The sequence below is a fragment of the Enterococcus sp. UD-01 genome (genome assembly GCF_044909655.1).
GTDB lineage: Bacteria > Bacillota > Bacilli > Lactobacillales > Enterococcaceae > Enterococcus_L.
On record NZ_JBIYEU010000010.1, the window covers coordinates 1 to 11855 of the forward strand.

Genomic DNA, 11855 nt, shown 5'->3' on the forward strand with positions numbered 1-11855 from the left:
ATTCGTAAACTGGGGATTGAAGTCCGCTCTTATACTCGAAAATCCCGACGTTATAGTTCCTATCGTGGTCAACTTGGTACGGTTATAAGGAATCGACTTCGTCGTCGTTTCTATACGAATATTTGTCATCAAAAAATTACGACAGACACCACAGAATTCAAGTATTTTGAATTAGATACCAAAGGTATCATTCATCAGAAAAAGCTTTATTTAGATCCATTTATGGATATGTATAATAGTGAGATTCTGTCCTATCGAATCTCAGAAAAACCAAACGCATTGGCTGTAATGGCTGGGTTGGAAGAAGCGATCCAGATTACAATGGATTGCCCTTACCGTCGGACCTTTCATTCAGATCAGGGGTGGGCTTATCAAATGAGAGCTTACAGAAATAAACTGAAGAGACATAAAATATTTCAAAGCATGTCTCGAAAGGGGAATTGTTTGGATAACTCTTTGATGGAGAATTTCTTCAGTTTACTAAAACAAGAAATGTTTCATGGAGAAATCTACCACAGCTTTGATGAGCTGAAACAAGCCATTGAAAACTATATCCAGTATTATAATCATGAACGAATGAAAAGGAAATTAAATAATCAAAGTCCAGTGGTGTTTCGAGAAGCAGCACAAAGGGGAATGTAACAACCTGTTTCATTGCATAAAAAAAGAGTGGATTTTTCCACTCCATAAAAGTCTAACTTTTTGGGGTCACTACAATCTTTCTGCATAATCACCTTGCTTTTTATCTAACCCATTTCGAGTATTTTCATATTCATCCGCTAATAAAACTATTTGTTTTAGTGGAGCATGTAAATGCTTCTCGTTATATTCTTTAATGTTTTCAACTTGAAGCTCATAAAACAACCTTTCACGTCTTTCAAGCTCTTTTAAGACGTATTCAAAGACCTTCAAATGAGAGTTAATTCCAGAAGCAATAAAAGCTCCTGCTTTCTCAAATTCTATAAAATCAGCAATTTTAGAACTAGACGTCAAAAACATAGTTGTATAGTCAAAACCCAAATCGTATTGCGAAATTTGAGCTAACTGAGCTAAAATATTCTTAATTTGAACACTTTTCCCTGCTCCACTCATCCCTGCTACCCAAAAGAAATTCGTTTGAAAATTCCATTTAGCAGACAGTGATCCCATTAAACTTTCCCCAATAAAAAACTCCCCAACTGCATTATACGTATTCAGTGCATCAATACTCATTTCATAAGAAGATAGCTCTTCATTTAATAAAGCTACTAAAGTAAAAATACCTCTGTCAGCATGTTCTTTAATAATCACTTGACACCTAAATAGAGCTTCAATATCTGGCTTCAATTTTTCAATGTTTTGAACCGTCTGATTTTCTATAAGTCGGCAATTTAATTGAAGGAATTTCTCTTGCCCCGAAACATTACTCACACTAAATTTCCACATTTTTCTATTTCTATACACTTGGTCTAAGAATTGTTGTGCTTTTTTTTGAGTTGATAAAGGTAAAATACTAACTTGAATTATTTGTTCTGCTTGAAATTCGGGATTTTTTTCTGGAACAATATTCTTAATCTTTTTTAACAGTAGAGGATCATTCATTACATATTCCTCCATTAGCCTTGAGTCAGCAGATAGTAGTGCTGGAATATATTGATGCAAGTATCCTTCAACACTAACATAAACATTTTTCCTAAGTGAATTATGGGCGGGTAAGAGATATAGCATTTTAAACAATTCATCTGATGAACATCCTTGTGAAATAGTTGTAGTTATCTTTTGTACATCTAGTATTTTTATCTTCAAAATACTTCGATCTCTATCATACTCTTTATGATAGAAGTCAATTGTTACACCTAAAATCTTTTCTATCGCTTCCCAAGTTTGATCTAGTCTCAAATGAATATTTAAGCTCACATTACAGACGATGATATAAATGATGCTCATAACCAGTTCGCTAAGTACGCAAATTTTTAACTCGTAGCTAACGACGTAGTTAAATAGATTTTCAGGCAAAATAAAAAACTCCGAATGCTGTTATATCAACATTCGGAGCTTCTATTATAGGTCTACCCAACAGACCCTTCCATCTCATAACTAATCAATCTATTAAGTTCAACCGCATACTCCATCGGCAATTCCTTCGTAAACGGCTCTACAAATCCCATAACGATCATCTCCGTCGCTTCTTGTTCTGACAAGCCACGACTCATCAAATAGTAAAGCTGCTCTTCCGAAATCTTCGAAACCTTCGCTTCATGCTCCAAGGCCACTTGGCTGTTATGGATCTCATTGAACGGAATCGTATCTGATTTCGATTTATCATCCATGATGATCGTATCACACTCAATATGTGAAATCGAACCAGCACTATCTTTGGCAAAGGTTACTTGTCCACGATAGTTCACTTCGCCGCCATCTTTGGCGATCGATTTTGAAACGATCGAGCTTGATGTGTTTGGTGCGTTATGAATCATTTTTGCCCCTGTGTCTTGGATTTGGTTTTCGCCGGCGAATGCGATTGATAGCATCGTGCCGCGTGCGCCTTTGCCATCTAGATAGACACTTGGGTATTTCATCGTTGCTTTTGCTCCTAGGTTTCCATCGATCCACTCAACGGTTGCTCCTTCGTAAGCTTTGGCACGTTTGGTTACTAGGTTATATACGTTATCTGACCAGTTTTGGATCGTTGTGTAACGTGTATAGGCATCTTTATGGGTAAAGATCTCAACGATCGCTGCGTGTAAGCTATTGCTTGTATACGTAGGTGCGGTACAGCCTTCTACGTAGTGAACACTTGCGCCTTCATCCACGATGATCAGTGTACGTTCAAATTGACCTGTATTTTCCGCATTGATCCGGAAGTAGGTTTGTAATGGGACGTCTACGCGAACGCCTTTCGGTACATAGATAAACGTTCCACCTGACCATACAGCAGAGTTTAGTGCTGCTAATTTGTTGTCTGTTGGTGGTACTAATTTTGAGAAGTATTTCTTGAATAAATCAGGGTATTCTTTCAAGGCTGAATCTGTATCGGTAAAGATGATTCCTAATTTTTGGAATTCTTCTTTCATATTGTGGTAAACCACTTCTGATTCGTATTGGGCAGAAGCACCAGCTAGGTAAGCACGTTCAGCTTCTGGAATCCCGATTTTTTCAAAGGTTTCTTTGATTTTATCTGGTACATCGTCCCAATCACGAGCAGGTTTGTCGCTAGCTCTTTGGAAATACTTGATTTTATCAAAATCGATATCCGATAAATCTGGTCCCCATTCCTGCATTTTCATTTTATTGAATTGTTCTAATGATTTCAAACGGAATTCTAGCATCCATTCTGGTTCTTCTTTTTTACGTGAAATTTCTCTAACGACTTCCTCTGTTAGTCCATCTCCCGTACTGAAGATCGGTTTCACATCATCGTGGAAACCAAATTTATATTCTTCTAACTCTGGTACAGTACTCAAATTATCTCACGTCCTTTTCTTGATTCCTTACTGAATCCAAACTGCTTATTGCTATTCGCAGTGTAATTGCCCTGCACTTCCTTGTCCGTCATTTTCCACTGCTTGCTCTAATGCTTTCCACGCTAATGTGGCGCATTTGATCCGAGCCGGGAATTTCGCTACACCGCCAAGCATCGCTGCATCACCCAGTTTTTCTTCATCGGATACCTCATTGCCTTGTACCAATTGCGAGAAATCTTCCGCAAGCTGCTCTGCTTCAGCTAAGGTTTTGCCGATGACTGCATCGGTCATCATGCTGGCGCTTGCAGTACTAATTGAACACCCGCTACCGTTAAAAGCAATATCTTTGATGATATTATCTTGGATATCCAGCTGTAATTCGATCACATCACCGCACGTCGGATTGTTCATTTCGATTGTTTGACTTGACGCATCCAAGCTGCCATGATGGTGCGGGTGACTTGAATGGTCTAAGATCACTTGACGGTATAAATTATCTAATTTAGAGAGAGCCATGTTGGAAAAACTCCTTTGTCGCTAAAATTGCTTCGATCAATCGATCCGCATCTGCTTTTGTATTATAGAGATAAAAGCTAGCTCTAGCTGTTGCTGCTACGTCTAAATATTTCAGTAATGGCTGGGCACAATGATGTCCTGCCCGAACTGCCACACCCTCCATATCCAAAGCCGTCGCTGTATCATGAGGATGCAGTCCATCTAAATTAAATGCGATCACACCTGTATGATGCGCAGGATCTTGTGGACCATACACCGTTAGACCATCGATCGCTAACAATTTTGGTAACACATATTCTACTAATTCAGCTTCATGTTGATGGATATTGTTCAAACCGATCTCATTGAGAAAATCGATTGCAGCACCCAATGCGATCGCGCCGCCAATATTAGGCGTTCCTGCTTCAAACTTCCATGGCAATTCTTTCCATGTGCTATCATGTAAATTCACAAAATCGATCATTTCCCCGCCAAATTCGATGGGTTCCATTTTCTCCAGCAATTCTCGTTTTCCATATAGTACACCAATTCCAGTTGGGGCGCACATTTTATGTCCGCTAAAAGCGTAAAAGTCTGCATCGATAGCTTGAACATTCACCGACATATGAGGAACAGCTTGCGCACCATCGACAACTAAGACAGCACCATGACTGTGCGCTAATTCAGCTAGTTCCTTAACTGGATTGGTCACACCTAGGACGTTAGAGACATGAGCGATAGAAACGATCTTAGTTCTATCCGTGATTTGTTGTTTTGCGCTTTCCATATCTAAAAAACCGTCTGCTGTAATATCAATGTATTTCAACGTTGCCCCTTTACGTTCAGCTAACTGCTGCCACGGAATGATGTTTGAATGGTGCTCCATGTATGAGATCACGATTTCATCACCAGCTGCTACCGCCAGATCACCATAGCTTTTTGCGACCCAGTTCAAGCTAGTCGTTGTGCCTCGTGTGAATAACGTTTCGGCTGTTTCTTTGGCATTGATAAAAGCTCTAACTTTTTCACGAGCCGCTTCATAATCTTTTGTTGCCCGTTCAGCTAAGGTATGCACGCCGCGGTGGACATTGGCGTTATCATGTTCGTAATAATAAGTCAGTTTATCTAAAACTGCTTTTGGTTTTTGAGTAGTTGCTGCATTATCCAGATAAACGAGCGGCTCATCATTTACTTCTTGAAACAAGATGGGAAATTGTTGCCGAATCTTATCTGCGTTTATCATGCATTCAACTTCCCTTCAATAACCTCTACAAACTCGGTCTGAACCTCTTTGACCGGGATTGCTGTAATTACAGAGCCTAAGAAGCCACGGATTACTAGACGTTCTGCTTCTTCTTTGCGCAAACCACGACTCATCAAATAGTACATTTCTTCTGGATCGACACGACCGACACTGGCTGCATGTCCTGCAGTTACTTCATTTTCATCGATCAATAAAATGGGGTTCGCATCGCCACGCGCTTTATCAGAAAGCATCAGGACACGGCTTTCTTGTTGCGCATCTGCTCCTTTAGCCCCTTTTAAGATATGACCAATGCCATTGAAGGTCAAGGTACCGCGTTCACGAATTACACCATGCTGTAAAATGTGACCCACAGAATGAGAAGCTTTATTGGTTACACGTGTATCAATTCCTTGTGTTTGTTTGCCCGCGCTGATGGCCACAACCTTAACTTCTGAGTGAGAGCCTTCACCTACTAAATCTGAATCAAAATCAGCAACCACGTCACCATCATTCATTACACCAAGTGCCCAGTCAATCGACGCATCGCGCATAATATGACCTCGGCGGTTCATATAAGTCGTTAAGTTTACACCTAATTGGTCTACCGCAGAATATTTCACTTTGGCGCCTGCTTTCGCAATGACTTCGACAACTATATTTGCCGAAACTTTTGCTTTACCTTCGCCGATAGTTTGGAATCGTTCTAAATAGCTAAATTCACTATGCTCGTCCGCTACGATTAAAACATGTTTAAAGAAGGGCTGTACGCTGTCTGAATCTTGAATAAAAATCGCTTCAAGCGGTTCTTCAATTACAACATTTTTTGGCACATAAAGAAAAACGCCACTGTTCATAAAAGCGGTATGAAACGCCGTTAATTTATCTTCATCCATTGCCACAGCTTTATTCATATAATATTCTTTGACTAAATCACCGTGCTCTTGCAACGCAGTAAACATGTCCGTAAAAATCACACCTTGTTCAGCTAATTTTGCTGAAAGCTGTTCAAAGGCTGTGACAGACCCTTGCTGGACAATCACCGGATTATCTTTCATTGCATCAAAGCTGGGAACATTTAACGCTTGCGGTGTATATTCTTCAGTGTTTACATTGAATAATGGCCAGCGGTGAAATTTTACCCGATCGATTTTTGGCAATGCTAAGTTTTCAGCTTTTTCTAAAGCCGCTGCACGTAAGTCGGTCATCCATGAAGGTTCTTCATTACGAGCTGAAAAAGCTTTGATGTCGTCAAGATAATTTGCTGTTGTTAGGTCTTTCATTTATCTTGTCCTCCCTTACGCTTCTTCTTTGTATTCGATACCTAATTCTTCACTGATGCCGGCATAGCCTTCAGCTTCTAGACGTTTTGCCAGTTCTGCTCCGCCGGTTTTTACAACACGGCCTTCCATCATGATATGAACAACATCAGGTGTAATATAGTTTAGTAAGCGCTGATAATGCGTGATGATTAGCGCGCCAAAGTTTTCGCCGCGCATTTCGTTTACGCCTTTTGAGACAACCTTCAAGGCGTCAATATCCAAACCGGAATCGATTTCGTCTAAAATAGCAAAGGTTGGTTCTAGCATTAATAATTGCAGAATTTCATTGCGTTTTTTCTCTCCACCGGAAAAGCCTTCGTTTAAGTAACGTTCAGCCATTTCTTCGGGCATGTTTAACAGCTGCATTTTTTTATCTAATTTTTTAATGAACTGCATCACAGAAATTTTATCGTCTTCATCGCGCTTCGCATTAATTGCGGCGCGCATAAATTCAGCATTGGTAATACCCGGAATTTCACTTGGGTATTGCATAGCAAGGAATAGTCCTAAACGAGCACGTTCGTCAACTTCAAGGTCTAATACATTTACTCCGTCAAAAAGAATCTCGCCTTCAGTTACTTCGTAGTTCGGGTTTCCCATGATCGCAGCAGACAATGTAGATTTACCAGTTCCGTTAGGTCCCATGATCGCATGGATTTCACCCGTTTTCATCGTCAGGTTAACCCCTTTTAAAATCTTCTTATCTTCAATTGATACGTGTAAATTTTTAATCTCTAAAACGGACATGTATGATTCCCTCCAACTTAAAATAGTATTTTATCGTTCTCATTCATTTTATCCTAATTGAGAATGATAAGCAATGTCTTTACTAGAATAATTCTTAATAAAACGAGGTTTTCTTTGTGAAAGAGCAGACTTAATTAGAATATTTCTAAAGTAAAGATTATTTTTAAGCTGCCTTATTTCACGGTTAAAAGGTAAAGAGAAAGGACTACTAAACGACACGTTCTTGAACTTTGTGAACAAGCCATTTTCAACAAAAAAAGCGTGAAGTAAAAGACTTGCCCTTTCACTTCACACTTTTGCTTCTATATTAATAGCTCTTTTTATTTATCCACTGGTTTTACAGAACCATCCCATTTTTTAAGAATCCAGTCTTGTACATCCTTGCTGTGTAATGCATCAACTAATTTTTTAATCTTGTCATTATCTTTATCTTCTGAACGAACAGCCACGATATTCACGTATGGTGAATTGTCTTTTTCAAGCAACACAGAGTCTTTTAACGGATTTAACCCAGCGCTATATGCAAAGTTTGCATTGATCGCCACCAAATCCGCTTCATCATTGTTGTAAGTTGTCGCTAAAACTTCCGGATTAATGTTATAGATAAATTTCAAATTTTTAGGGTTTTTATCAATATCATCAAAAGTCGCTGTTTCTAAATCAACGCCGTCTTTGACTGTCACTAAATCAGCGTCCTGTAAAATAGTAATAATGCGACCCCAGTCAGATTCTGAATTAGACGTAATAATTGTTGCACCATCTTTTAAGTCTTTAATGTCTTTGATTCGTTTAGAATACAAGCCCATAGGTTCGATGTGGATGCCACCTGCGTTGACAAAATCATAGTTGTTTTCTTTTACTTGCAGGTTAAAATAAGGAATATGCTGGAAGTAGTTCGCATCGATGTCACCTTCCGCCAAGTTTTTGTTTGGCAAAATGTAATCGTCAAATTGAACAATTTCTAAATCAATGCCTTCTTTTTTGAGGATCGGTTTGACCTGCTCCAAAATTTCAGCATGTGGTGAAGCAGAAGCGCCAACCTTCAAAACAGATGAACTATCTGAATCTGCCTTTTTACTGCTCTCATCTGTTTTACTGTTGCTACCACCACAAGCCACTAACCCTAATGCGACAACTGCCAATGCTGCTAAACCGAATAATTTCTTTTTCATTGTACATTCCTCCATTTGTTTTTATCGTTTATCTGAACGTTTTACCAATTGATCACCCACGAATTGAATGATAAACACTAGAACCAAAATTAAAATTGTTGCCACTAATGTAACCGTATTGTTGTTGCGGCTAAAGCCTTCTTGGTAAGCTAGTCCGCCAAGACCGCCGCCGCCGATAATGCCGGCCATTGCGGTAAAACCGATCATCGTAATCGTTGTTAAGGTCACGCCTGAAAGCAAAGCAGGTGTACTTTCGGGAATCAATACTTTAAAAATCCGTTGAAGTTTGGACGCTCCCATAGCATCCGCCGCTTCAAGAACACCATTATCCACCTCACGAAAAGCAATTTCCACCAGCCGCGCGTAAAACGGCGCAGCAGACACGATCAACGATGGTATGGCTGCTTTTGCTCCGATTCCTGTTCCTACTAATTTCCTTGAAAAATCCATCAATAGAATAATCAACACGATATAAGGAATAGAGCGGAAAATATTGCTGACAATGGATAAAATGCTGTAACAAAGCTTTGCAGCCGGTGACTTTTTCCGACTCAAACTATACAAAAGCAGTCCCAACAAAAAACCTATGATAATTACAAAAATCATCGCAATGATTGTCATAAAAATAGTATCAACAGCTGCTTGCTTCATTGATTCTGGATTAACCCGACTAAAATTCAAATACTTTTCTACAAATGATTCATTCGCCACGATGAATCACCTCCAAACCCACTTCTTTTTCGTTGAAAAAGGCAAGTGCCTTTTCTATTTCAGCTGAAGCACCCGTAACCATCACCGTTAATGTTCCGAAAGCTCCTTCTTTTGCCTGCTGCACTTGACCTTGAACCACATTAATATCTACTGCAAATTGACGAATTGCTTGTGATATTACGGGCTCATTGGCATTATCTCCTTTAAATTGGAGTGTCACCACAAGACCTGCCGGATTTTCTTTAATAAGCTCATTTAGTAACTCTTTGGTGTCTTCTTCCGGCTCCAATTCTTGTTGAACAAAGCGTTTGGTGACCGCCTGTTGTGGATGTTTAAAGACCTGCAGTACATCCCCTTCTTCAACAATTTGACCTAGCTCCATCACTGCCACCTTGTTGCAAATCTTACGAATCACATGCATTTCATGGGTAATTAAAACAATCGTTAGTTTTAACGTCTTGTTAATTTCCAGTAATAAATCTAAGACCTCATCTGTAGTTTGAGGATCTAAAGCGCTAGTTGCTTCATCACATAAAAGTATTTCCGGGTTATTCGCCAAGGCTCTGGCAATCCCCACACGCTGCTTTTGCCCGCCGGATAATTGGCTGGGATAAGCATCGCCGCGTCCTTCAAGGCCTACTAAAGCTAATAGCTCTTGTGCCCGAGCTTCTCTTTCTTTCTTTGGAACCTTGGCTAATTCCAGCGGCAGCATGATATTCTCTAAAATAGTTCTTGACCATAACAAGTTGAAATGTTGGAAAATCATCCCGATTTTTTTACGAAATTGGCGTAATTCGCTGTTTGTCATTTTCGCGACATTTTGACCTTGGATAATCACTTCACCGTCTGTTGGCAGCTCTAAACCATTCAGCAAACGGACAAGAGTGCTTTTTCCTGCACCAGAGTAACCGACAATACCGTAGATGTCGCCTTGATTAACTGATAAAGATACATCGTTTACGGCAGTGACCTGGCCGTTTTTTCCGGAAAACTGTTTTTTGACATGTTGTAATTCGATTAGAGGCATCTTTTCCCCTCCGCTTTCTTTTGTTTTGCTTCGTTTATTATACTACATAATTGCTGAATAAATGCTTATTTCTTGTTGAATGTAAAGCTTCTTCCTATAGAACCACAGTGAATAAAATAAGCTGGTGATGAATTTAGCATGGAGTTCATAAGAACGTGTTGTTATGATTTTGGACCTTTTGTTCGTTGCTTGTTGGTCTTTATTTGCTCTGTGTAAATTGTTAAAAACTATTCATTTGCTGCTTTGACTTTGGCAGTCGGAGGGCTTCGGCACTTGGATGGCTTCACTCTCTTCGTTCACTAAGTACTGTTCGTCAGATGCTCTGGCTTGACCAGTCGTAGTGATTCGAGGCTTTGGAAACTTGGCTCTCTTCGGTCGCCAAGTACTGTTCATCAGCTGCTCTGGCTTGGCCAGTCGCTGTGATTCGGGGCTGTGGGGACTTCGCTCTCTCCGTTCGCCAAGTACTGTTCATCAGATGCTCTGCCGTAGACAATCGCTGTGATTCGCGGCTGTGGGGACTTCGCTCTCTCCGTTCGCCAAGTACTGTTCATCATCTGCTTTGCCGTAGGCAATCGCAGTGATTCGGGACTGTGGGGACTTCGCTCTCTCCGTTCGCCAAGTACTGTTCATCATCTGCTTTGCCGTAGGCAATCGCAGTGATTCACAGCAAAAAGCTTCCGCCCTTTGTCTTATGTTTCTGACAAAGGACGAAAGCTTGTCTTTCGTGTTACCACCTTAATTCACCATTATTTCACAATAATAGTCTCATCCAGTACTTTTTTATACTGGTGCGCTGTAACGGGCACTCCCGTAATAAGTTCACTGACGCTCACTTATTCTGCTCAAAGACCATCTTCCATCTCAATCGTGTTGCCCATTTTCAGCGAACAGGGCTCTCTTTAAACCTTTTTGACATGTACTCTTCTTTTCAAAGCTTTCACATTATAATAATGAAGAAATTATAGCAACAACCTCAAGGCTTGTCAATCATTTTTATGCTTCGTTCAGTTGAGCTTCATCGACATTTGTTAAAATAGCGATCCAAGCTTTGGTTTGGTCTGCATCATCCAAGAGGCTTGGCTCGTTTGTTGCTGCTTCGTTGATAGCAACAACTGTTCCACCAATTGGCGAGCTGAATTCACTGACAGCTTTTTCGGCTTCTACTTCAATCAGCGAATCGCCTTTTTTTAGAGTTTGTCCAACCTTCGGCAAGGTAGCAAAGGTAATGCTACCTAAGTCCTCCTGCGCTTCATTGGTTAAACCAATTTTGTAGCCTTCACTCGTTTTTGAAATCCATAGACCGTCAATAATTTTCAGTTCATCAGCCATTATTGAATCGCTCCTTCGTAATCAGATTCTTTAAAGCCGTTTGCTAAAAATTGATCGCCTTTTACAAAAATCGGACGTTTAATCAACATACCATCGGTTGCCAATAATTCACTGGCTTCTTTAATTGAAAAATCGTTAACCTTGTCTTTTAAGCCTTGTTCTCTGTAACGAGCGCCGCTTGTGTTAAAGAAACGACGAATTGGTAAGTCGCTTTGCTCCATCCAGTCGGCTAATTGTTTAGCGGACGGCGGATTTTGAATCATATCCACTGTTTCATACTTCACCTGATTCGCATCTAACCAAGCCTTTGCTTTTTTACAAGTGGAGCATTTTGGGTACCAGAAAAATGTATACATATGAACGCCT

At 40.1% G+C, this 11855-nt stretch carries 12 protein-coding genes and 1 other annotated feature; of the genes, 1 reads left to right on the forward strand and 11 read right to left on the reverse strand.

Annotation, left to right across the window (positions count from 1 at the left end; genetic code table 11):
* The coding region (locus tag ABH902_RS09500) for an IS3 family transposase (RefSeq protein WP_404590484.1) at positions 1-642 on the forward strand (642 nt) is incomplete at its 5' end.
* Positions 643-711: 69 nt separating this feature from the next.
* Here ABH902_RS09500 and ABH902_RS09505 read toward each other — a convergent pair.
* The 11 genes from ABH902_RS09505 to ABH902_RS09555 all read right to left on the reverse strand — a co-directional run bounded on the left by ABH902_RS09505 (position 712) and on the right by ABH902_RS09555 (position 11845).
* Positions 712-1995 carry an FtsK/SpoIIIE domain-containing protein gene (locus ABH902_RS09505; protein ID WP_404590485.1) on the reverse strand — a complete coding sequence of 428 codons (1284 nt, stop codon included), beginning with the start codon at positions 1993-1995 and terminating at the stop codon, positions 712-714.
* 53 nt (positions 1996-2048) lie between these two features.
* Positions 2049-3443 carry a Fe-S cluster assembly protein SufB gene (sufB, locus tag ABH902_RS09510; protein ID WP_404590486.1) on the reverse strand — a complete coding sequence of 465 codons (1395 nt, stop codon included), beginning with the start codon at positions 3441-3443 and terminating at the stop codon, positions 2049-2051.
* Positions 3444-3494: 51 nt separating this feature from the next.
* Positions 3495-3959 carry a Fe-S cluster assembly sulfur transfer protein SufU gene (gene sufU, locus ABH902_RS09515; protein ID WP_404590487.1) on the reverse strand — a complete coding sequence of 155 codons (465 nt, stop codon included), beginning with the start codon at positions 3957-3959 and terminating at the stop codon, positions 3495-3497.
* Positions 3946-5181: a cysteine desulfurase gene (locus ABH902_RS09520; protein ID WP_404590488.1), complete on the reverse strand. Its 1236-nt coding sequence runs from the start codon at positions 5179-5181 to the stop codon at positions 3946-3948. The genes sufU and ABH902_RS09520 overlap by 14 nt, the downstream gene beginning before the upstream one ends.
* Complete coding sequence (gene sufD / locus ABH902_RS09525; protein ID WP_404590489.1) at positions 5178-6464, reverse strand: Fe-S cluster assembly protein SufD; 1287 nt, start codon at positions 6462-6464, stop codon at positions 5178-5180. The genes ABH902_RS09520 and sufD overlap by 4 nt, the downstream gene beginning before the upstream one ends.
* A gap of 15 nt (positions 6465-6479) precedes the next feature.
* Positions 6480-7250: a Fe-S cluster assembly ATPase SufC gene (gene sufC / locus ABH902_RS09530; RefSeq protein WP_404590490.1), complete on the reverse strand. Its 771-nt coding sequence runs from the start codon at positions 7248-7250 to the stop codon at positions 6480-6482.
* Positions 7251-7570: 320 nt separating this feature from the next.
* A complete protein-coding gene (locus ABH902_RS09535) occupies positions 7571-8422 on the reverse strand; it encodes a MetQ/NlpA family ABC transporter substrate-binding protein (protein ID WP_404590491.1) in 852 nt (283 codons plus the stop codon).
* 21 nt (positions 8423-8443) lie between these two features.
* Complete coding sequence (locus ABH902_RS09540; RefSeq protein ID WP_404590587.1) at positions 8444-9073, reverse strand: methionine ABC transporter permease; 630 nt, start codon at positions 9071-9073, stop codon at positions 8444-8446.
* A gap of 49 nt (positions 9074-9122) precedes the next feature.
* Positions 9123-10160 carry a methionine ABC transporter ATP-binding protein gene (locus ABH902_RS09545; protein ID WP_404590492.1) on the reverse strand — a complete coding sequence of 346 codons (1038 nt, stop codon included), beginning with the start codon at positions 10158-10160 and terminating at the stop codon, positions 9123-9125.
* 700 nt (positions 10161-10860) lie between these two features.
* Positions 10861-11101: a binding site (T-box leader), on the reverse strand.
* Positions 11102-11153: 52 nt separating this feature from the next.
* Positions 11154-11489 (reverse strand): glycine cleavage system protein H, encoded by a 336-nt coding sequence (locus tag ABH902_RS09550; protein ID WP_404590493.1) that lies wholly within the window; start codon positions 11487-11489, stop codon positions 11154-11156.
* Positions 11489-11845 carry an arsenate reductase family protein gene (locus tag ABH902_RS09555; protein WP_404590494.1) on the reverse strand — a complete coding sequence of 119 codons (357 nt, stop codon included), beginning with the start codon at positions 11843-11845 and terminating at the stop codon, positions 11489-11491. Before ABH902_RS09555 ends, ABH902_RS09550 begins: the two co-directional genes overlap by 1 nt.
* Positions 11846-11855 lie beyond the last annotated feature (10 nt).

What these genes read in the sequence shown, in the direction of transcription:
- ABH902_RS09535 (WP_404590491.1), bottom strand. Translation starts at nt 8,422, where the DNA reads ATGAAAAAGAAATTATTCGGTTTAGCAGCATTGGCAGTTGTCGCATTA.
- ABH902_RS09540 (WP_404590587.1), bottom strand. Translation starts at nt 9,073, where the DNA reads ATGAAGCAAGCAGCTGTTGATACTATTTTTATGACAATCATTGCGATG.
- sufC (WP_404590490.1), bottom strand. Translation starts at nt 7,250, where the DNA reads ATGTCCGTTTTAGAGATTAAAAATTTACACGTATCAATTGAAGATAAG.
- ABH902_RS09555 (WP_404590494.1), bottom strand. Translation starts at nt 11,845, where the DNA reads ATGTATACATTTTTCTGGTACCCAAAATGCTCCACTTGTAAAAAAGCA.
- ABH902_RS09550 (WP_404590493.1), bottom strand. Translation starts at nt 11,489, where the DNA reads ATGGCTGATGAACTGAAAATTATTGACGGTCTATGGATTTCAAAAACG.
- ABH902_RS09545 (WP_404590492.1), bottom strand. Translation starts at nt 10,160, where the DNA reads ATGCCTCTAATCGAATTACAACATGTCAAAAAACAGTTTTCCGGAAAA.
- sufD (WP_404590489.1), bottom strand. Translation starts at nt 6,464, where the DNA reads ATGAAAGACCTAACAACAGCAAATTATCTTGACGACATCAAAGCTTTT.
- ABH902_RS09520 (WP_404590488.1), bottom strand. Translation starts at nt 5,181, where the DNA reads ATGATAAACGCAGATAAGATTCGGCAACAATTTCCCATCTTGTTTCAA.
- sufU (WP_404590487.1), bottom strand. Translation starts at nt 3,959, where the DNA reads ATGGCTCTCTCTAAATTAGATAATTTATACCGTCAAGTGATCTTAGAC.